At 65.6% G+C, this 19,015-nt stretch carries 20 protein-coding genes; 13 read left to right on the forward strand and 7 right to left on the reverse strand.

The annotated features are described in order from the left end of the window. Nucleotides 1–42: 42 nt before the first annotated feature. Nucleotides 43–1,077 (forward strand): alcohol dehydrogenase AdhP, encoded by a 1,035-nt coding sequence (gene adhP, locus AC1RTQ_RS03045; protein WP_302088931.1) that lies wholly within the window; start codon nt 43–45, stop codon nt 1,075–1,077. Between the two features lie 61 nt (nt 1,078–1,138). Here the strand turns inward: adhP and trxC are convergent, their stop codons facing one another. Next, complete coding sequence (gene trxC / locus AC1RTQ_RS03050; protein ID WP_304350154.1) at nt 1,139–1,573, reverse strand: thioredoxin TrxC; 435 nt, start codon at nt 1,571–1,573, stop codon at nt 1,139–1,141. A 221-nt stretch (nt 1,574–1,794) separates the two neighbouring features. After that, entirely contained in the window at nt 1,795–1,995 is a 201-nt protein-coding gene (locus AC1RTQ_RS03055) for a DUF2905 domain-containing protein (RefSeq protein ID WP_012839950.1), read from the reverse strand. Between the two features lie 208 nt (nt 1,996–2,203). Between AC1RTQ_RS03055 and AC1RTQ_RS03060 the strand changes: the two genes are divergently transcribed. Beyond that, the gene (locus AC1RTQ_RS03060) at nt 2,204–3,190 is read left to right on the forward strand and encodes a Bug family tripartite tricarboxylate transporter substrate binding protein (RefSeq protein ID WP_302088929.1); all 987 of its coding nucleotides are present in this window, start codon (nt 2,204–2,206) and stop codon (nt 3,188–3,190) included. 20 nt (nt 3,191–3,210) lie between these two features. Here AC1RTQ_RS03060 and AC1RTQ_RS03065 read toward each other — a convergent pair whose 3' ends face one another. Continuing rightward, a complete protein-coding gene (locus AC1RTQ_RS03065) occupies nt 3,211–4,338 on the reverse strand; it encodes a class I SAM-dependent methyltransferase (protein WP_492874197.1) in 1,128 nt (375 codons plus the stop codon). A 9-nt stretch (nt 4,339–4,347) separates the two neighbouring features. Between AC1RTQ_RS03065 and AC1RTQ_RS03070 the strand changes: the two genes are divergently transcribed. The 7 genes from AC1RTQ_RS03070 to AC1RTQ_RS03100 all read left to right on the forward strand — a co-directional run bounded on the left by AC1RTQ_RS03070 (nt 4,348) and on the right by AC1RTQ_RS03100 (nt 10,066). After that, entirely contained in the window at nt 4,348–5,133 is a 786-nt protein-coding gene (locus AC1RTQ_RS03070; RefSeq protein ID WP_302088927.1) for an SDR family oxidoreductase, read from the forward strand. Between the two features lie 25 nt (nt 5,134–5,158). After that, nucleotides 5,159–5,530 carry a dihydroneopterin aldolase gene (locus AC1RTQ_RS03075; protein WP_003050921.1) on the forward strand — a complete coding sequence of 124 codons (372 nt, stop codon included), beginning with the start codon at nt 5,159–5,161 and terminating at the stop codon, nt 5,528–5,530. Continuing rightward, nucleotides 5,524–6,519 (forward strand): tRNA 2-thiocytidine(32) synthetase TtcA, encoded by a 996-nt coding sequence (gene ttcA / locus AC1RTQ_RS03080; RefSeq protein WP_053283233.1) that lies wholly within the window; start codon nt 5,524–5,526, stop codon nt 6,517–6,519. Before AC1RTQ_RS03075 ends, ttcA begins: the two co-directional genes overlap by 7 nt. Before the next feature lie 83 nt (nt 6,520–6,602). Further along, nucleotides 6,603–7,319 (forward strand): DUF4136 domain-containing protein, encoded by a 717-nt coding sequence (locus AC1RTQ_RS03085; protein ID WP_492874198.1) that lies wholly within the window; start codon nt 6,603–6,605, stop codon nt 7,317–7,319. A gap of 102 nt (nt 7,320–7,421) precedes the next feature. Continuing rightward, nucleotides 7,422–7,904 carry a YjjA family protein gene (locus AC1RTQ_RS03090; RefSeq protein WP_492874199.1) on the forward strand — a complete coding sequence of 161 codons (483 nt, stop codon included), beginning with the start codon at nt 7,422–7,424 and terminating at the stop codon, nt 7,902–7,904. 352 nt (nt 7,905–8,256) lie between these two features. Further along, nucleotides 8,257–8,898: a histidine phosphatase family protein gene (locus AC1RTQ_RS03095; RefSeq protein ID WP_492874200.1), complete on the forward strand. Its 642-nt coding sequence runs from the start codon at nt 8,257–8,259 to the stop codon at nt 8,896–8,898. Next, the gene (locus AC1RTQ_RS03100; RefSeq protein ID WP_492874201.1) at nt 8,882–10,066 is read left to right on the forward strand and encodes a DSD1 family PLP-dependent enzyme; all 1,185 of its coding nucleotides are present in this window, start codon (nt 8,882–8,884) and stop codon (nt 10,064–10,066) included. Before AC1RTQ_RS03095 ends, AC1RTQ_RS03100 begins: the two co-directional genes overlap by 17 nt. 122 nt (nt 10,067–10,188) lie before the next feature. Here the strand turns inward: AC1RTQ_RS03100 and AC1RTQ_RS03105 are convergent, their stop codons facing one another. The 4 genes from AC1RTQ_RS03105 to AC1RTQ_RS03120 form a co-directional block, all read right to left on the reverse strand. Beyond that, nucleotides 10,189–10,944 carry a phosphoribosyltransferase gene (locus AC1RTQ_RS03105; protein WP_492874202.1) on the reverse strand — a complete coding sequence of 252 codons (756 nt, stop codon included), beginning with the start codon at nt 10,942–10,944 and terminating at the stop codon, nt 10,189–10,191. 7 nt (nt 10,945–10,951) lie between these two features. Continuing rightward, on the reverse strand, nt 10,952–12,181 hold the full coding sequence (locus AC1RTQ_RS03110; protein WP_302088924.1) for a M20 aminoacylase family protein: 1,230 nt from the start codon (nt 12,179–12,181) through the stop codon (nt 10,952–10,954). Between the two features lie 3 nt (nt 12,182–12,184). Then, nucleotides 12,185–13,177, reverse strand: coding sequence for a Bug family tripartite tricarboxylate transporter substrate binding protein (locus tag AC1RTQ_RS03115; protein WP_492874203.1), 993 nt, complete (start codon nt 13,175–13,177; stop codon nt 12,185–12,187). Between the two features lie 192 nt (nt 13,178–13,369). After that, a complete protein-coding gene (locus tag AC1RTQ_RS03120; RefSeq protein WP_409816901.1) occupies nt 13,370–14,353 on the reverse strand; it encodes a LysR family transcriptional regulator in 984 nt (327 codons plus the stop codon). An 86-nt stretch (nt 14,354–14,439) separates the two neighbouring features. Here AC1RTQ_RS03120 and AC1RTQ_RS03125 point away from each other — a divergent pair, with 86 nt between their 5' ends. The 4 genes from AC1RTQ_RS03125 to AC1RTQ_RS03140 are packed head-to-tail and all read left to right on the forward strand — an operon-like array spanning nt 14,440 to nt 18,974. After that, nucleotides 14,440–15,636: a CaiB/BaiF CoA transferase family protein gene (locus tag AC1RTQ_RS03125; protein ID WP_492874204.1), complete on the forward strand. Its 1,197-nt coding sequence runs from the start codon at nt 14,440–14,442 to the stop codon at nt 15,634–15,636. 26 nt (nt 15,637–15,662) lie between these two features. After that, entirely contained in the window at nt 15,663–16,889 is a 1,227-nt protein-coding gene (locus AC1RTQ_RS03130) for an acyl-CoA dehydrogenase family protein (protein WP_492874205.1), read from the forward strand. Continuing rightward, on the forward strand, nt 16,886–17,980 hold the full coding sequence (locus AC1RTQ_RS03135) for an NAD(P)H-dependent flavin oxidoreductase (RefSeq protein WP_492874206.1): 1,095 nt from the start codon (nt 16,886–16,888) through the stop codon (nt 17,978–17,980). Before AC1RTQ_RS03130 ends, AC1RTQ_RS03135 begins: the two co-directional genes overlap by 4 nt. A 16-nt stretch (nt 17,981–17,996) precedes the next feature. Then, on the forward strand, nt 17,997–18,974 hold the full coding sequence (locus AC1RTQ_RS03140; protein ID WP_492874207.1) for a Bug family tripartite tricarboxylate transporter substrate binding protein: 978 nt from the start codon (nt 17,997–17,999) through the stop codon (nt 18,972–18,974). Nucleotides 18,975–19,015 lie beyond the last annotated feature (41 nt).

A 19,015-nucleotide genomic window follows, 5' to 3' on the forward strand; every position in this document is an offset into this window, starting at 1 on the left:
ACAGGCCACGGCCTTGCCCTCTTGCTTCAAGGAGGTGCTCTGATGTCCTTACCCCAGACCATGAAAGCCGCCGTGGTGCGTTCCTTCGGGAAACCGCTCACGATTGAAGAAATGCCGGTGCCCCGACCGACAGACGATCAGATCCTGGTCAAGATCGCTGCTTCCGGCGTCTGCCACACCGATCTGCATGCAGCCGAAGGCGACTGGCCTGTCAAGCCTCATCCGCCCTTCATTCCCGGCCACGAGGGCGTGGGCTATGTGGCGGCGGTGGGCAAGAACGTCAAGCATGTCAAGGAAGGCGATCGCGTGGGCGTGCCCTGGCTTCACAGCGCCTGCGGCTTCTGCCGCCACTGCATAGGTGGCTGGGAAACCTTGTGCGAGTCTCAGACCAATACCGGTTATTCGGTCAACGGCGGCTTTGCCGACTACGCACTGGCCGATCCCAACTATGTGGGCCATCTGCCGTCCAACGTGAGCTTTATCGACGTCGCTCCCGTGCTCTGCGCCGGGGTCACGGTGTACAAGGGGCTGAAAGTCACCGATGCCAAGCCCGGCGACTGGGTGGTGATTTCCGGCATCGGCGGCCTGGGCCATATGGCCGTGCAATATGCCAAGGCCATGGGCTTCAACGTCGCGGCCGTCGACATCGATGACAGTAAGCTCGCTCTGGCGCGTCAGCTGGGCGCCACCGTCACTGTCAACGCAAAGACCACCGATCCGGCGGCCTATCTGCAAAGAGAGATTGAAGGTGCCCATGGCGTGCTGGTCACCGCTGTGTCGCCCAAGGCTTTCGAGCAGGCGCTGGGCATGGTGCGCCGCGGCGGCACGATTTCGCTCAACGGCCTGCCGCCCGGCGATTTTCCGCTGCCGATCTTCTCCATGGTGCTCAAGGGCATCACCGTGCGCGGCTCCATCGTCGGCACGCGCCTGGACCTGCAGGAGTCGCTGGACTTTGCTGCTCAGGGCAAGGTCAAGGCCACCGTATCCACCGACAAGCTGGAAAACATCAACGACATCTTTGCCCGCATGCACGAAGGCAAGATCGAAGGCCGCGTGGTGCTGGACATCGCCGCCTGAGCGCCTGACCGGCCCCGCCACGGGGCCGGGTGAGCGGGCCCGGCTCCCGCGAAGACGGTGCTCAGATCACCGATCGCACCCAGCGCACGATCTCCGAGGCAGGCAGTGCCCCGGAGATGCGGGCCAGTTCCTGGCCTTCCCTGAAGATCACCATGGTCGGAATGCTGCGGATGCCCAAGGGTGCGGCGGCCTGCGGGTAAGCCTCGGTATCGAGCTTGGCCAACTGCGCCTGTCCTGCCAGCTGCTGCGCCGCCTGGGCAAAGGCCGGCGCCATCATGCGGCAGGGGCCGCACCAGGGGGCCCAGAAATCCACGACCACCGGCACTTGGCTGCGCCCGGTGTGTCTGGCAAAGCTGTCGTTGTCCAGTGCCACGGGCTCGCCCGTCACAAGAGCCTGGTGGCAGCTACCGCAATCAGGCTGATTGCCCAGCTGCTCTTTGGCGATGCGATTGGTGGTGTGGCAATGAGGACAGACGTAGTGCAGGGATTCGGACACAGGGGCAACCTTTCTAGGATTGACGCAAACAGGAATGCGACAACGGCCTGCCTGCTGAGGCTGTCGCCTTGCCTGAACCCGCTTTGCGTAAGTCGTGCTTTCTTTGGCAATGCCTGACGGTGCCAGCAGGCACTGCTCGGGCTCAGGCTCAGGCTCAGGCTCGTATGTGCAGCCAAAGCCTGCAGATTCAAGTCGGCCGGCCTCAGAACGTGTCTACGATCTCAGAGCTTCACAAAGCGGGCAATCAGCGCCGCCACCACGCTGAGCAGCACGGTGCTGGCCACCGGCAGGAAGAACTCCTTGCCGAACAGGCGAAAGCGGAAGTCGCCGGGCAGACGCCCCAGCCCTATGCGCTGCAGCCAGCCGTGCAGCCCGTTGACGAGCAACAGGGCCAGAAAAATGACGATCAACCAGCGAATCATGAGGCCGCAAGTATAGAGGCCTGCCGCGCTGACGGTCTGAGCGCCCATGCTGGCAGACAGCCATTCCGTTTATGCATGACATGCTTCCCAAAGATTGATTGACCTCAACTCCCCCCTCTGCCCATGATGTCCACGCCCTGTGCCATGCAGGGACCGGGCCCGTGCGTCTGCCGTCAGGGCCCGCGAACTACAAACAACGAGACATACCGTGCCCCTGACCTTCTCACGCAAACAGATTCTTCTGAGTGCAGCGCTGCTAGGCGCTTGCCTGGCCCTGCCTGCTGCCGCCGACAGCTTCCCCAATCGCCCGCTCAAGCTGGTCGTGCCCTTCTCGCCCGGTGGCAATACCGATGTCGTGGCGCGCCTGGTCGGCCAGGGTCTGGCCGAGGCGCTGGGCCAGCCGGTCGTGGTGGAGAACGTCCCCGGAGCCAACGGTGCCATCGGTGCCAGCCGCGTCGCAGCCGCCGCCAATGACGGCTACACCCTGCTGTTCGGCACGGCGGGCACGCAGGCCATCAATCCCAGCCTGTACCGCAATCTCAGCGAGAAAAGCCTGGACGACTTCGAGTACGTAGCTCTGGTGACCTCGATTCCCAATGTGCTGGTGGTCAACGAGTCGAAAACGCCGGTCAAATCGGTGGCCGAGCTGGTGAGTTACGCGCGCGAGCGCCGCGCCGGGATGAGCTATGGCTCGCCGGGCATGGGCTCCACCGTGCATCTGTCGGGCGAGCTGCTCAAGAGCGCCGCCAAACTGGACCTGGTTCACGCGCCTTACAAGGGCAGCGCTCCGGCACTGACCGATCTGATCGGAGGCCAGATTGATTTCATCTTCGAGAACATCACGCCGGCGCTGCCCTTCATCCAGGGCGGCAAGCTCAAGGCGCTGGCCGTGACCTCCGCCGAGCGCCTGCCGCAGCTGCCGCAGGTCCCGACCATGAAGGAAAGCGGCTTTCCGTCCTTTGTGACCGCCACCTGGAACGGCGTGCTGGCCCCCAAGGGGACACCACGCGCCGTGGTTCAGCGCCTGGAAGCGGCCACGCTCAAGGTGGCCAGCAGCCCCGAGTTCAAGGCCAGGGTCGCGGCCCTGGGCGGCGAACCGCGCCTGCTCGGCTCAAGCGCGTTCCGCGACTTCACGCGCACCGAGTACAAGCACTGGGGCAGCATCATCCAGGCCGCCAGACTGGAAAAGCAGTAAGCGCGCCAGGCACGCAGACGCTATAGCCGGTGCGTGCGGTCGCCCTGCACAAAGCCCAGCGGCGTCCAGGGCTCCACGCCCTTGGACAGGGCAACGACCTTGAACAGCTCGCCCATCTCGTGCTCCATGACCAGCTTGGAGGCCATGGAGCGGGCCTTGATGCCCGCCGCATCGAGCTTGGGCGCAAGTCCGCAGTTGATGAGAAAGTGCGCCTGATTGGTGTAGCCCAGCACGTCGAAGCCCGCATCCTGGGCCGCCACGGCCGTGCCCGTGAAATTGACGTGGGCCGTGATGTCCTTGAGGCCGACCAGCACCAGAGGGTCGTTGTCCACCTGATGCTGGTAGTGGCAGACCAGGGTCCCCATATGGCGCTGCTCGTGGTAGTACTCGCTCTCGCCAAAGCCGTAATCGATGAAAAAAGCGGCTCCCCGGGTCAGGCGCTCGCCCAGGGTGTGGATAAACGCCTCGCCCTGGCGGTGGATTTCGGTCAGAAAGTCATGCGGGCCGCCGATATCCACAGGCGGACGCAGTTCGGTGAGCCGGTCTTCCCAGGCAAAGGCCGCCTCATCACAGTCACCTGCGAGCACCACGCCGCGCTCATGCCATTGGCCCTGGGTGCGCTGCAGCAGTTGCACCGGCATGGCGTCCAGCACCTCATTGCCGATGATCACGCCTTGCATGGCGTCCGGCAGCGCATCCACCCAGCGCACCAGATGCTCGTACTTGGCCAGCGCCAGCTTCTGGCGCGCGCGCAGCGTGCCCGAGAGATCGACGATGGTGTAGCGCTCAGGCAACGCGCCCTGGGCCGCCAGCTCGTCAAGGATCTGCAGCGCCAGCGCGCCCGTTCCCGCACCGAATTCCCAGATCTCGCGGGTATTCGTTTTTTGCAGCGCTTGCCGCAATTGGGATGCCACCAACTGACCAAAAATAGGCGAAATCTCCGGTGCCGTCACAAAGTCGCTGCCCGACTCCGGCATGGCACCGAACTTGGCCGTCTCATTGGCGTAATAGCCCAGGCCCGGCGCATAGAGCGCCAGCTCCATGAAACGGTCGAAAGGCAGCCAGCCGCCCACGGCGGCAATCTCCTTGGCAATGCGGGATTGCAAGGCGCTCGTTAAACTTGAGGGTTCTGTCGTCACAACCCGCATTTTCCACGAATGTCCTCACCCGCCCAACCACGCACAGTATTGGTGACCGGTTCCGCCCGTCGCCTTGGACGTGACATGGCCCTGGCCCTGGCCCGCGCGGGCTGGCAAGTGGCTGTGCACTACCGCGACTCCCGCGATCAAGCTATGCAAACCGTAGCTTCTTGCGCAGAATTGGCGGGCGATAGCGCCGCTTTTGATGCAGATTTCTTTGACGAGGAATCGGTGCGCTCGCTGGTGCCGCGTGTGGTGGAGCGCTTTGGCCGGATCGACGCCGTGGTCAATAACGCCTCGCTGTTCGAGCATGACGATGCCCAGAGCTTCAGCTATGTGGCCCTGGAAGCGCATCTGCGCAGCAACACGGGCGCGCCCATATTGCTGTCCCAGGCTCTGCATGCCCATGTGCAGGAGCGCGTGGCGGCAGGCGAAGAGTCCGCCCACGGTGCCGTGGTCAATGTGCTGGACCAGAAACTCTGGAACCAGAACCCCGATTTCCTGAGCTACACCCTCTCCAAGGCGGCCCTGGAAGCCGCCAACACCATGCTGGCCCTGGCGCTGGCTCCACGCGTGCGCGTGGTGGGCGTGGCGCCGGGCCTGACACTGACCAGCCATATGCTGAGTCAGGAAAAGTTCGAGGCCCTGCACGCCATGAGCCCGCTGGGCCGCTCCTCCTCGCCCGAGGACATTGCCGCCGCCGTGTGCTTTGCACTGGAGAACCGCTCCATGACGGGCACCACCATGCTGGTGGACGGCGGCCAACATTTACAGCGCTTCGAGCGCGATTTTTCGATGATGTGAGCCCACCGAGGCCGCACCTTCTCTCATGACTTCCACTTCCGGACAACAAATTCTCACGCTCACCGGCCTGCGCTTTGACGCCAGCCTCGGGATTCTCGCGCATGAGAAACAAGAGCCTCAGCCGATCCAGGTCGACGCCGAACTCAACCTCGGCCCCCAGCCCCTGGCTCCGCGCGATGACGACATCCTCCACGTACTGGACTACCGCAAGGTGCGCCAGATCATCATCGACGAATGCACCTCCGAGCATGTGAACCTGCTCGAGAGCCTGATCGGCAAGCTGGCCCAGCGCCTGCTGCAGCTGCCCGGCGTGCGCGGCGTGCGTGTGAAAATTGCGAAGCTGGAAATTTTTGACGACTGCGAAGTAGCCATTCGCATCGAAACCGGACAATGGTGAACCCCATGAATGCAGTAAACGACAACCCCTGGATTGCCGAAGAGGCAGAAGCCGCCGATGCTGCGGCCGCAGAGAACGCCAACGGCGAAGAAGCCGCCAAGCCCGGCAAGATCAAGATCGAGCGCGAACAGATCAAGCTCGAAAAGCGCCTGTGCCGCGAAGTGGGCAAGGCCATCCTCGACTACAATATGATCGAGGAAGGCGATCGTGTCATGGTCTGCATGTCCGGCGGCAAGGACAGCTACACCCTGCTCGACATTCTGCGCAAGCTGCAAAAGCGTGCGCCCGTGAAGTTCGACATCGTGGCCGTGAACCTGGACCAGAAGCAGCCCGGCTTCCCCGAGCATGTGCTGCCCGAGTACTTCCAGAGCATCGGTGTGGACTACCACATCGAGAACCAGGACACCTACAGCGTCGTCAAGCGCGTCGTGCCCGAAGGCAAGACCACCTGCGGCCTGTGCTCGCGCCTGCGCCGCGCCATCCTGTACAAGGTGGCCGACCAGCTGGGCTGCACCAAGGTGGCCCTGGGCCATCACCGCGACGACATCGTGCAGACCATGATGCTCAACATGTTCTACGGCGGCCGCATGAAGGGCATGCCGCCCAAGCTGGTCAGCGACGACGGCAAGCATGTGGTGATCCGCCCGCTGTGCTATGTGCCCGAGAAGGACACGACACGCTGGGCCCAGTACCAGAACTTCCCCATCATTCCCTGCAACCTCTGCGGCAGCCAGGACGGCCTGCAGCGCGTGGCCGTGGGCAATATGCTGCGCGAGTGGGACAAGAAGTTCCCCGGCCGCATCGAGAGCATGTTCCGCGCCATGGGCAACATCGTGACCACGCACATGATGGACCCCCAGCTGCACGACTTCAGGAACGCCAAGGCCACGGGCATTGCCGATCCCAACGGCGACATGGCCTTTGACCATGAAGAGCTGCCAACCATGGCCGCCCTGCCCGGCGGAGTGCAAGTGGTACAACTGTCCTGAGCGGACTTTTGAACTAAAGCCGGACCCTGCAGTCCTATCAAAGGCCCATCTCATGGGCCTTTGTCGTTTTCAGAGAAATCATCATGAACCTGCGCAAAACCTCCTTACGCTGGATCGGCCTTGCGGCCCTGACTGCGACGGCTCTGCTGGCCGGCTGCAGCACGGTGCGCGAGGTCAACAGCACGGTGCAGAGCTTTTCCGCACTGAACACCATTCCCGTGCCGGCCACCTACCGGCTGGAGACCCTGCCCTCGCAGCAGGGCCAGGTGAACTTCGCGGCCGTGGAAGCCCAGGCCCAGCATGCGCTGGCCCGCGTCGGCCTGACGCGCGATGACTCGCACGCCAGCCTGGTGGTGCAGATCAGCGCCATGGCGCGCTATGCGCGCGACTGGGCCAGCTGGCCCTACTACGACCCCTACTGGGGCCCGCGCTGGGGCTGGGGCATGAGCTACGGCCGCGGCTTTGGCTGGGGCTTTGGCGGCGGCATGATGTTCAACGAGCCGCCGCTGGAGTATTACCGCGCCGTGAGCATCGTCATGCGCGATATCAAGACCCAGCAGATCGTCTACGAAACCTCGGCCCAGCGCCAGGATGTATGGACCGACGACCCGGCCATCTTCGGCATTTTGTTCGATGCGGCGCTGACGGGCTTTCCCAAGCCGCCGCAGGGCCAGCGCAACGTGCGCACCGTCATCCAGCCGCCCGGGGCCCAGCCTGCCAGCGGCACGCCGGCAACACCTGCACAGCCCGCCGCATCGGTTGCGCCAGCAGCACCGGCCGCCGTGGCGCCGGCACGTTGATTTGCAATCTTCAACAGTTGCCGGGCCTGGCGCGTGCTAACGTGCAGCTCGGCTTGAACCGGGGCCTCCTGCCTGGGCCCCGCTATGAAAAGGATGACTGTCATGAAGAAATTTGCTCTCTCCACCCTGCTTTGCGCCACAGTGGCTGCGGGTTCCTTCAGCGCCCATGCCAGCGGCCTCGGTGACGCCTTGCGCGGCCAGCTGGGCGGCGGCGCAGCCGAGAGCAGCTCCAGCGCCTCGGGCCTGGGCGGCATGCTCGGCGGCTCCGGAGGCTCTTCGGCACTGTCGGCCCTGGGCCTGGGCAACCTGAGCTCCGGCACGGCCAGCAATGCCGCCGGCGTCCTCACCTACTGCATGAAGAACAACTACCTCAACGCCGACAAGGCCGCCCAGGTCAAGAATCAGCTGCTGGGCAAGCTGGGCCTGGGCCAGAAGGAAGAGCCCAAGGACCAGGGCTACAAGAACGGTCTGATGGGCATGGTCACGGGCGCCGACGGCAAGAGCTTCAGCCTGGACAAGGTCAAGAGCAACCTCAAGGAAAAGGCCTGCGACTTTGTGCTGGACAATGCCAAGTCACTGATCTGACACCGAAAGACATGGCAGCCGGCGCTTGAAGCGCAAGTGCTGCAATGTCCAAAGGCCTGCAACCATGGTTGCAGGCCTTTTTTCTTGGCTGCAGCACCATTTGCCCAGGAAGAAGCAAGGCTTTGCACCGAAATCATCACGCCTCCCGAACTGAGCACTGCCGTCCATGCCCCTGGTCCGCCCTGCCAGGCTGCGCTTTGCAAGCTGGTGATTCGCGCACCATAGCCCGCTGCGCCTGGCGGGTGAATGCCGAGTCTCAAAAGGTCTGTAACAACAGACCGGGGTACAGGCACACTTTGTTTGCAAGACAATGACTGCTCAATAAAACAACCTACGCTGAACGAGCCAAGACATGCACGCCACGCGCATCATTGCCATCCGGCACGGAGAGACAACCTGGAATGTCGATGGACGCATCCAGGGGCATCTGGATATCCCCTTGAACGACACCGGCCTGTGGCAGGCCGAGCAGGCGGCCCAGGCGCTGGCCGACGAGAGCATTGCCGCCATCTACAGCAGCGACCTGCAGCGTGCCCATGTCACGGCGCAGGCGATCGCCCAGAGATCCGGTGCACCTCTGCACACCACCACCGGCCTGCGCGAGCGCTGCTTCGGTGATTTTCAGGGCCGCACCTTCAAGGATGTGGAAGCCACCCAGCCCGAGGACGCGCAGCTCTGGCGCACGCGCAACCCGGCCTATGCCCCGCCCGGCGGCGGCGACTCGCTGCAGGCCTTGCGCGAACGCATCTTCGCCACCGTGGACCGGATTGCGCGCCATCACGAGGGCGAGCAGATCGTGCTGGTCGCCCATGGCGGCGTGATGGATGTGCTCTACCGCCTGGCCACGCGCCAGGACTTCCAGACGCCACGCACCTGGGAGCTGAGCAACTGCGCCATCAATCGCCTGCTCTGGACGCCTGACGGCCTGTCTTTGGTAGGCTGGGCAGATACCGCACACCTTCAGCAAGGCAGCCGAGATGAAGCACATTCCTGAGCATTTGCAGACCCTTGTCGGCCAGGCCGTCAAACGCATAGACACGCCCGCCCTGGTCATCGACCTGGACGCCATGGACCGCAATATCGAGCGCATGGCCCGCTTTGCCCAGCAGCATGGCGTGCTCTGGCGCCCGCATGCCAAGCTGCACAAGAGCGCGCATATCGCCCATCTGCTCGAGCATGCCGGTGCCTGCGGCCACTGCGTGCAAAAAGTCAGCGAGGCCGAGGCGCTGGCCGAGGGCGGCATCACCAATATCTTCATCAGCAACGAAGTCATTGCCCTGACCAAGCTGGCGCGCGTGGCAGCTCTGGCCAAGGCACTGAATGCCCAGGGCGGACGGCTGGCCCTGGCCGTGGATTGCGAGGAAGGCATCACGCGGCTGGCGCGTGCCCTGCAGGATGCGCAGGCCGGCGACGCGGCCATGGATGTGCTGGTGGAGATCAATGTCGGCCAGAACCGCTGCGGCGCAGAGCCCGGCGAAGCCGCCCTGCGCCTGGCACAGGCCATTGCCGCCCAGCCCACGCTGCGCTTTGCGGGTCTGCAGGCCTATCACGGCGGCGCCCAGCATCTGCGCAGCGCCGAGGAGCGCAAGACAGCCATCGACCAGGTGCTCAAGCTCGTCAACCGCACGCGCCACGAGTTCGATCGCGCCGGCCTGGTCATCCCGCTGATCACGGGTGCCGGCACGGGCACCATGGTCAACGAGGCCGCCAGCGGCATCTATGGCGAAATCCAGCCCGGCTCCTTCCTCTTCATGGACGCCGACTACGCCGCCAACCAGCGCGATGCGGCCCAGCCCCTGTTCGAGCATGCGCTTTACGTCAAGACCCAGGTCATGTCGCTCAGCTCCGATCACGCCGTCTGCGACGCCGGGCACAAGGCCCATGCCATAGACTCCGGCCTGCCCAGGCTGCATGCGCTGGCGCCCGAAAACGCGCTGCGCTTTGCCAACGGCGGCGACGAGCATGGCGTGCTGCACCCCGATGCCGACGCCGGCAACCACAGCGGCTGGCTGCCCGCGCTGGGCGAGAGCCTGTGGCTGATTCCCGGCCACTGCGACCCCACCGTGAATCTGCACGACCACCTGATCGGCGTGCGCGGCGGGCGGCTCAAGGGCGTGGTCGAGCGCATCTTCACGGTCGACGGGCGCGGTGCGCTGACCTGATGCGCTCTTGCATCGGTCTTTGAATGCTATATAAATAATAGCATTCAGCGCCTTTCATGCAATGATTTCAAGGCATAAACAGTCTGAAATTCATGCCTGATAGGCGTCAACAGCTCTCTTTTTTACAGACCTTCAGGCCACCAGCCGTCGGCACGGCGCTCCATGCGCGGGCAGTCGTAGGCCGCAACCACGGGGATGGCGCTGCCATCGGCGCGCACCAGCTTTTGCTGCCATTGCGTGCCCTGGCGCATGGCCACGGCAATGGCGGCCACGTGGGCGCCGCAGCGCTCCAGCAGCTTGAGGCCCGAGACCATGGTCGTGCCCGAACTCACGGCATCGTCGACCACCAGCACGCGCTTGCCGGCAATCAGGCCAAGCTGATTCGGGTCGATATAGAGCAGCTTGCCCTTGCCCGGCGTGGTGATGGAGCTGACGGGCTCGCAGAGCTCGTCGCGATACCAGTATTTGCGCGAATAACCCAGGGGCACATAGCGGCTGTGGCCCAGATGCTTGGCAACCAGCGGGGCAAAGGCCAGACCCAGCGTGGGCAGGCCGATGACCGCATCAAAGTCATGCGCCCCGGCGGCTTGCGCCATGTGCAGCGCCAGCTCCTCCACCACCTCCATCGATGCCTGATTGGCAATCAGGGAGGCCACGCAGCGATCCGGAGCCGAGCCATCGGCCGTGGGCATGCCGCGCAGCGGCAGCAGCAGATAGCGGCCGTCGGGCAATCGGGCCGGGTAGCTCCTGGCATAGGGCGGCAGCGGCGACTGGGTCAGCTCGGCCTCGGTGACGGTGGCTTGCCAGTAGTCGGTCGTGGCATCGAAGCCGGGCAGGTTCTGGCCGCAGAGGTCGGCCACGGATGCAATTTCACTCATACAAAACTCAGTCGCGGCGCAGATAGCTCTCGGCCAGCTTGACCCAGTACGAGGCAGTGACGGGCAGCAGGTTGTCGTTGAAGTCATAGGCCGCGTTATGCACCATGCAGCCGCCCTCGCCCATGCCGTTGCCGACGATGAAATAGTTGCCCGGAACCTGGTTGAGCATGATGGCGAAGTCGTCGCTGGCCTGCAGCGGCTGCAGATCGGGAATCAGCCATTCCTCGCCCAGGAATTCGCGCGCCACACCGACAGCGAAATCCGTCGCAGCCCTGTCGTTCATGACGGGCGGATAACGCCATTTGTAGTCCACCTCGGCCGTGGCGCGGTGCACGGCGGCCTGGGCATGGGCCATGGCCGTGATGCGCTCGCGCAGCTGCTGGCGCACCTCGGGGCAGCGCGCGCGGATGGTCACGCGCAGCTCGCAGGTTTCGGGAATCACATTGGGCGCATCGCCCGCATGGATGGCACCGATGGTGACCACGGCCATATCGTTGGGGTCGATCTCGCGCGAGCGTATGGTCTGCAACGCCAGCACCAGATGCGAGGCCACGACGATGGGGTCCACGGCCACATGGGGCATGGCGCCATGGCCGCCCTTGCCGCGGATGGTGATGATGGCCGTGTCCGAGCTGGAATACATCACGCCCGGGCGAAAGCCGAACTGCCCGGCCGGGTAGCCGGGCTCGTTGTGAAACGCATAGAGCGCGTCGCAGGGAAACAGCTCGAACAGACCCTGCTCGACCATCTTCTGCGCGCCGCCATGGCCTTCCTCGGCGGGCTGAAAGATCAGATGCAGCGTGCCCTGGAGCTGGTCCTTGCGCCCGGCCAGCACCCTGGCTGCGGCCAGCAAGGTGGCCGTGTGTCCGTCGTGGCCGCAGGCATGCATCTTGCCGTCGTGACGGCTGGCATAGGGCAGGCCTGTGGTTTCGCGGATAGGCAGCGCATCCATGTCGGCGCGCAGGCCAAGACGTTTGCCGATGTGCTTGCCATGGGCATGCTCGCCGCAGCGCAGCGTCCCCACCACGCCGGTGTCACCCAGGCCACGATGGACCTCATAGCCCCATTCGGCCAGCCTGGCGGCCACGATATCGCCGGTGCGGTGCTCTTCGTAGGCCAGCTCGGGATGGGCGTGCAGATCATGGCGCAGGGCCAGCATCTCGGCCGCCACAGCGGCCACTTCGGGCAGCACGGGCGGGTGGATCTCGGCATGCACCGGGTTCAAAGGCGCGGCCATGGCTTATTCCGCCTGGATATTGGCCGACTTCACGATCTGCGCATAGCCGGCTTTTTCCTTCTTCAGGAACTGGACAAAGCTGGCCTGGGTGCCGGCGCCGGGCGTGGCGCCGCCGTCTTCCAGGCGCTTGCGCACATCGGGCAACTTGAGCACGGCATCGAGCTCGGTGGCCAGCCGCGTGACCACGGCCTGAGGTGTCTTGGCGGGCACGAACAGACCCGTCCAGGTGTTGAGGTCAAAGCCCTTGAGTTCGGCCGTCTCGCCAAAGGTGGGCACGTTGTGGATCGCATCGATGCGCTTGGCCGATGTCACGCCCAGACCTTCGAGCTTTTTCTGCTGGATCATGGGCACGGCGCTCACGGTGGTGAGCATGCCCACATCGACCTGGCCGCCCATCACATCGCTGGTGATCTGGGCACCGCCACGGTAGGGCACATGCACCAGCTTGATCTTAGCGCGCTCCTGCAGCATTTCCATGGCCAGATGCAGCATGGTGCCCACGCCCGAAGTGGCGTAGGTCAGCGAGCCGGGCTTGGAACGCGCCAGCGCAATCAGCTCGTTCAGATTGTGCGCCGGCAGGCCGGGACGGGCCACGGCGACCACGGGGGCGATGGTGGTCAGGCCCACGGGTGTCAGGTCTTTTTCAGCGTCGTACTTGACGGCGGAATTCACCAGCTGAGCAATGCTGATGGGGCCGTCAAAGCCCATGAGCAAGGTGTAGCCGTCGGCCGGGGCCTTGACGGCCTTGCTCACCCCGAGCACCCCGCCAGCGCCGGGCACGTTGTCCACCACGATGGACTGGTGCAGGCGCTCGCCCAGCTTCTGGCCGATCAGGCGTGCCGTGGTGTCCACATTGCCACCGGCGCTGAACGGCACGATCAGCGTGATGGGCTTGGTGGCGGGCCAGGCATCGGCGGCGGCAAGAACGGGAGCGGAAAAACCAACCGCAGCCATCAGGGCGGCGGTCGCGACAAGAGAGCGGCGGGGTATGGACATGTACAGGCAGCAGTGGGTCACGGGTACCTTGCCGCAGCATGCGGACGGCGGAGTGCCCGTGCAGGCCGGCAGGACAAGACAGCTTGCCGACCGGGGAGATGGGCGAAATTATCGGCTCGCTTCTCGCTCAATGTCATAAATAAAAATACTTAGCAATCAATGCTTACCCCAGAAAACCTCTGATCCACGACCTCAAAGCACTGCCTGTCGGGCCATCAATGCGCCAGCGGTCTCGGCGACCAGGGCCGCCACCGCCTTGCCCGCCAGAGTGAAAGGACGCTGACTGCTGGTCGCCAGCACCACATGCTGACGAAACACCCGCTCCGCCAGTGCAATAGCTGCGAGGCTGCCACCGGCCAGCTCCTCGCTGACGGCATGGCGCGGCAGCAGCGTGGCGCAGTCGTGGCGAGCCAGCATGCTTTTGAGGATCACCGAGGAGCTGGCCTCCAGGATCACGTTCAGGCGCACCCCCTGTCGGCCTGCCTGCTCATCGAGCAGGTTGCGGATGGCGTTGGGGGGCACCGGCAGCACCAGCGGCAGGCGCTCAAGCGTCTGCAGGGCCATGCTGGCCGGCAGGGCCGTATCCGCCGGCGCCAGCATGCGCTGCAGCACACTCTGGCGGCCCACCACGCAGATCTGCGCATCGGCCAGCTTGCGGTAGCTGTTGCTGCCTCTGGCCCGGTAGCGGTTCAGGATCGCCATGTCGATGCGGCCCTGGCTCAGCGCCACCTCCATGTCTCCGCTGTAACCCTCTATGACGCGCAGCCGGATCTCGGGAAAGCGCTGCGCCAACTCGCCATACAGCGCCGCGGCCATGAAGCCGGCCACACCCGGCACCAGGCCCAGCGTCACCAGACCGCTGGGCACACCGGTCAGCTCCTTGCCCAGGCGCACCAGCGCCTCGGCCTCGGACAGCAACGCCGAAACGCGCGGCAGCATCTGCTCGGCCAGTGCCGTGGGCTTGACGCCGCGTCCCGTGCGGTAGAAGAGCGCACCGCCCAGCGCGCGCTCCAGTTCGGCGATCTGCCGGCTCACGGCCGACTGCGCCAGTCCACGCTCGACGGCCGCGCGTGTCAGGCTGCCGCCCTGGATCGCGGCGGCCAGCGTCCTCAGCGACTTCAGTGTCAGCAGCTCCAGGGCTTCGGTGGCGTGGGTCATGGCAACTTGTGCATCCATCTGAAAGCGAGATATCTGATTCTCATATTTCTGGTTGGCTCGCGGCTAGCGGTTTCCTACATTGACCTTCAGGAGATATGCACACCATGAACGGACCTCTCACCGGACTGCGCGTCCTGGACATCGCCACCATCATTGCCGCGCCCTCGGCCGCAGCCCTCCTGGCCGACTACGGCGCCAGCGTCGTCAAGGCCGAGCTGCCCGGCGCTGGCGACGGCATGCGCGACTTTCCACCACACAAGGACGGCAAGCCTCTGTGGTGGAAAGTGACCAACCGCGGCAAACGCCTGGTCACCCTCGACCTGCGCAAGCCCGAGGGTGCCGCGCTGCTGCTGCGCATGCTGCCTCAGTTCGATGTGCTGATCGAGAACTTCCGCCCCGGCACGCTGGACCGCTGGGGCCTGAGCAAAGAGGCCTTGTGGCAGGCCCAGCCCAGCCTGGTGATACTGCGCACCACCGGCTTCGGCCAGAGCGGCCCCTACCGCGACCGGCCGGGCTTTGCGCGCGTGTTCGAGGCCATGGGCGGCCTGACCTACATCAGCGGCGAAGCCCAGGCAGCGCCCATGCACTGCGGCTATCCACTGGCCGACAACGTCGGCGGACTGTTCGGCGCGGTAGGCGTGCTGGCTGCGCTGTGGCGCCGCGCCCGCGACCCGCAGGCCCCGGGCGAGGAAATCGACCTGTCGCTCACCGAGGCCACGCTCAAGCTGCTTGAGTTCCTGCCCATCCAGCACGAGCAGCTAGGCACCGTGCATCAGCGCTCGGGCAATGCCAACCAGTACTCTGCGCCGGCTGCGGTCTACCGCACTGCCGACGGGCAATGGGTATCGCTGTCGGGCAGCACCAATGCCATGTTTGCCAACAACTGCCGCGCCATAGGCCGGCCCGATCTGATAGACAAGCCATGCTTGGCCAGCAACAGCAGCCGCGTGCAGCATGCCCAGGAGCTGAACGGCATCTTCGCGGCCTGGTGCGCAGCACATCCGCTGGCGACGGTACTGGCCGCCTTCGAAGCGGCGCAGGGCACCATCGCCCCGGTCTACGGCATCGACCAGATCGAAGCCGACCCGCACATGCGCGCTCGCCAGGCCCTTTGCGACGTACCCGACCGGGACTTCGGCAGCGTGCGCATGGCCAATGTCGTGCCGCGCTTTGCCCGATCGCCCGGCGGCATCCGCCACGCCGGCGGTTCACTGGGGCAGGACAACGAAGCGTTCTACCAGGGCGAGCTGGCAATGCCTGCCGCCGAACTGGCCCGCCTGCGCGAGGCAGGCGTCATCTGAGGCAGATCCGAGACAAAGGAGACACCATGTCGATTCCCGAATCCCACCACCCTCTCGTGCGCCTGTCGCCCGATGAAGCCGCCCTGCTTGAGCGCGTGAAAACGCTGGTGGCCGAGCGCATCGGTCCGGACGCCGACCGCGTGGCGCAGCAGGACGTCTTCGCCTGGGATACCTTCCGGCTGCTATGTCGCGAAGGCATCGTCGCCACCGCGTTTCCGCGCGCGCACGGCGGCAGCGAGGCGTCGATGATGCTGCGCGTGCGCATCATCGAGGAAGTAGCGTCTGTGTGTTCGACGGCCGCTTCGCTGATCACAGGCACCGACCTGTCCTCGCGCCCCATCGTGGCCGGCGGCAGCGAGGCGCTGCGCAGCGCGCTGATCCCCGAGCTGGCCAGCGGCGCACGCCAGTCGGCCTTCGCACTGACCGAGCCCGGCGCAGGCAGCGACGTGGCGCGACTGGGGGCGCACTATGCGCCGGCAGCGCAGGGCGGCTGGACGCTCAATGGCCAGAAAAAGTTCATCACGCGTGCCAACGTCGCCGACATGTTCGTGGTGGTGGCGCGCCAGGCGGACGGTCCCGGCGGTGGCCGCGGACTGAGCGCCTTCGTCGTGCCGCGCGACACGCCCGGCATCACGGTATCGCCGGTGATTCCCAAGCTGGGCTGGTACGGCGTGCCGATCGCGCTGGTCAGCTTCGACGACGTGCACATCGCGCCGCAGCACCTGCTGGGCAAGGAAGGCGAAGGCATGGCGCTGACGCAGGACACATTGCTGCGCGCACGCATCGGCCATGCTGCGATCGCGCTGGGCCGCGCCGCAGGCGCGCTGCAGATTGCCGCCCAGTACGCCAACCAGCGCCAGGTCTTCGGGCAGCCCGTGGGTGCGCACCAGGGCATCCAGTGGATGGTGGCCGAGATGGCGGCCCAGATCGAGGCCGCACGCTGTCTGGTCTACAGCACCGCGCAGCGCTACGACGCAGGCGATGCCGATGTGGCCATCCATGCATCGATCGCCAAGCTGCATGCCACCGACCTGTGCATGCGCATCGTGGTCGACTGCCTGCAGCTGCTGGGCGGCAACGGCTACCTCAAGGCCTTCCCGCTGGAGCGCTTCCTGCGCGACGCCAAGATGAACCAGATCGGCGAAGGTACCAGCGAGATTCACAAGACGCTGATCGGCCGCCATGTGCTGCAGCGCGCCGCCACGCTGCCCCAGCACCCCTGCCTGGACATGGAGCCGCAGCTGTGGACATGAGCAATGCACTGACCAACGAGCTGTGCCGCCGACTGGGCATACGCCTGCCCATCTTTGGTCTGGCCCACCACATCGAAGTGGCCGCCGCGATCTCGCGGGCCGGCGGGCTGGGCGTCTATGCCGCTGCGCGTGACGGACCGCAAGAGCTGCAAAAGAAGCTGCGCCAGCTGCGCGAACTGTGCCCCGACCACCCGGTGGGCGTGGACCTGCTGCTGCCCACCGGCCTGCCCGAACACGACGACCGCGCTGCCGTGGCTGCCGCGCTGCCGCAGGGGCACAGGGATTTCATGCAGGGCCTGTTCAGGCAATACGACGTGCCGCCAGCCACCGAAGGCAACTTCTTCTCGCAGTACGTACGCTCGCAAAGCCTGTTTGAGGAGCAGGTGGACGCCATTGCGGACAGCGATATCGAGGTCTTTGCCGCCGGCGTCGGCACGCCGATGAAGGCGCTGGCACGCATCAAGGCGCGCGGCCTGCACACCATCGCCCTGGTCGGCAGCGTGCGCCATGCGCAAAAGGCGATCGCAGCCGGGGCCGACATCCTGGTGGCCCAGGGCTATGACGCGGGCGGCCACACAGGGCCTGTCGGAACCTTCACGCTGGTGCCGCAGATCGTGGCTGCAGCCGAGGGCCGGCCCGTCATCGCGGCCGGAGGCATCGGTACCGGGGCGCAGGTGGCGGCCTCGCTGGCCCTGGGCGCACAGGGTTCATGGCTGGGCACGCTATGGCTGGGCACGCGCGAGCACGAGATGCCGCAGGCGCTGGCCAAGAAGCTGATCGCGGCCGACAGCGAAGACACGGTGATCACGCGCGCCCACAGCGGCAAGCCCTGCCGCGTGCTGCGCAGCGCGTTCAGCGACGCCTGGGCACAGCCCGGCGCACCCGAGCCACTGTCCATGCCCTACCAGCAGGCTCTCACCGGCGATCTGCTGGCAGCGGTGGAGCAGCACCAGATCGGGCCGCTGATGTACGAGGCCGCAGGTCAGAGCGTGCACTGGCTGCGCGAAATCGAGCCCGTGGCCGCCGTGATGGACCGCCTGGTGACCGAGACACGCCAGGCCCTGCAATCAATGGCGGCTTACATCGCCTAGAACCGGAGAGACAAGCATGGACCGTCGGCAATTCCACCTTCAGCTGCTGCTGGCCGGCCTGGTGCCCGGCATGGCCCGCGCAGGCACCGCGCCGAGCCCGGACGGCTACCCCGATCGACCGATCCGCATCGTGGTGCCCTACCCCGCAGGCGGCGTCGTCGACGTGGTGCTGCGCGCCGTCTGCGACCCGCTGTCCAACGCGCTGCCGCAACGCATCGTGGTCGACAACCGCCCGGGCGCCGACGGGCGCATCGGCATCAATGCGGTGTCCAAGGCAGCGGCCGACGGCTATACGCTGCTGGCGGCGTCCCCGATCCTGACGACGGCCGAGCACCTGATGCCCGACAGCCAGCTGCGCAGCAGGGATTTCGTCGGCATCTGCGGCATCGCCGCCGCGCCGACGGTGTTCGTGGTGCACGACACCGTGCCCGCCAGGACGCTCAAGGAGTTCGTCGCACTGGCTGGCGCCAGACCGGGCGAGTTCAACGCCGCCAACCCCGGCACCGGCAGCTCTATCCAGCTGGCGCAGGAACTGCTCTTCGAGCGCACCGGCATCCGCTTGACCAACGTAAGCTACAAGGGCCAGCCGCCGGCGCTGCTGGACCTGGGCTCCGGCCTGCTGCAGTTCGCGCTGATCTCGCAAAGCCTGGTGCTGCCGCTGATCCAGGCCGGCAAGGTACGGGCTCTGGCTGTCAACGCCGCAACGCGCACGCGCTCGCTGCCCGAGGTACCCACCGTCGCACAGGCCGGCTATCCCGATCTCCTGGTGCAGTCCTGGTACGGCATTGGCGCGCCGGCGAAGACGCCCGCGCCGGTGGTCGAGTGGCTGAACCAGCAGTTCCAGCGCGCGCTGGCGATGCCTGAAGTGCGCGCGCGGCTGGCAGCCACCGATGCGGAAATCATGGCGCTGGATGCGGCACGCTTTACCGAGCTTATCGCCGAGGAGACCAGGCGCTGGGGCGCGTTGATCCACAAGCGCGGCATACGGTTGTGAGCGCCCGCGCCAAGCGCTGCAACTAGGGAAGATGCGAGGCG

The organism is Comamonas sp. GW821-FHT11H03, from assembly GCF_058807955.1.

Coding starts and splice junctions, on each gene's coding strand:
- AC1RTQ_RS03095 (WP_492874200.1), top strand. CDS start 8,257: ATGCACGCCACGCGCATCATTGCCATCCGGCACGGAGAGACAACCTGG.
- AC1RTQ_RS03100 (WP_492874201.1), top strand. CDS start 8,882: ATGAAGCACATTCCTGAGCATTTGCAGACCCTTGTCGGCCAGGCCGTC.
- AC1RTQ_RS03065 (WP_492874197.1), bottom strand. CDS start 4,338: ATGCGGGTTGTGACGACAGAACCCTCAAGTTTAACGAGCGCCTTGCAA.
- AC1RTQ_RS03130 (WP_492874205.1), top strand. CDS start 15,663: ATGTCGATTCCCGAATCCCACCACCCTCTCGTGCGCCTGTCGCCCGAT.
- AC1RTQ_RS03055 (WP_012839950.1), bottom strand. CDS start 1,995: ATGATTCGCTGGTTGATCGTCATTTTTCTGGCCCTGTTGCTCGTCAAC.
- AC1RTQ_RS03105 (WP_492874202.1), bottom strand. CDS start 10,944: ATGAGTGAAATTGCATCCGTGGCCGACCTCTGCGGCCAGAACCTGCCC.
- AC1RTQ_RS03140 (WP_492874207.1), top strand. CDS start 17,997: ATGGACCGTCGGCAATTCCACCTTCAGCTGCTGCTGGCCGGCCTGGTG.
- ttcA (WP_053283233.1), top strand. CDS start 5,524: ATGGTGAACCCCATGAATGCAGTAAACGACAACCCCTGGATTGCCGAA.
- AC1RTQ_RS03110 (WP_302088924.1), bottom strand. CDS start 12,181: ATGGCCGCGCCTTTGAACCCGGTGCATGCCGAGATCCACCCGCCCGTG.
- AC1RTQ_RS03120 (WP_409816901.1), bottom strand. CDS start 14,353: ATGGATGCACAAGTTGCCATGACCCACGCCACCGAAGCCCTGGAGCTG.
- AC1RTQ_RS03125 (WP_492874204.1), top strand. CDS start 14,440: ATGAACGGACCTCTCACCGGACTGCGCGTCCTGGACATCGCCACCATC.
- AC1RTQ_RS03115 (WP_492874203.1), bottom strand. CDS start 13,177: ATGTCCATACCCCGCCGCTCTCTTGTCGCGACCGCCGCCCTGATGGCT.
- AC1RTQ_RS03090 (WP_492874199.1), top strand. CDS start 7,422: ATGAAGAAATTTGCTCTCTCCACCCTGCTTTGCGCCACAGTGGCTGCG.
- AC1RTQ_RS03070 (WP_302088927.1), top strand. CDS start 4,348: ATGTCCTCACCCGCCCAACCACGCACAGTATTGGTGACCGGTTCCGCC.
- adhP (WP_302088931.1), top strand. CDS start 43: ATGTCCTTACCCCAGACCATGAAAGCCGCCGTGGTGCGTTCCTTCGGG.
- AC1RTQ_RS03135 (WP_492874206.1), top strand. CDS start 16,886: ATGAGCAATGCACTGACCAACGAGCTGTGCCGCCGACTGGGCATACGC.
- AC1RTQ_RS03075 (WP_003050921.1), top strand. CDS start 5,159: ATGACTTCCACTTCCGGACAACAAATTCTCACGCTCACCGGCCTGCGC.
- AC1RTQ_RS03085 (WP_492874198.1), top strand. CDS start 6,603: ATGAACCTGCGCAAAACCTCCTTACGCTGGATCGGCCTTGCGGCCCTG.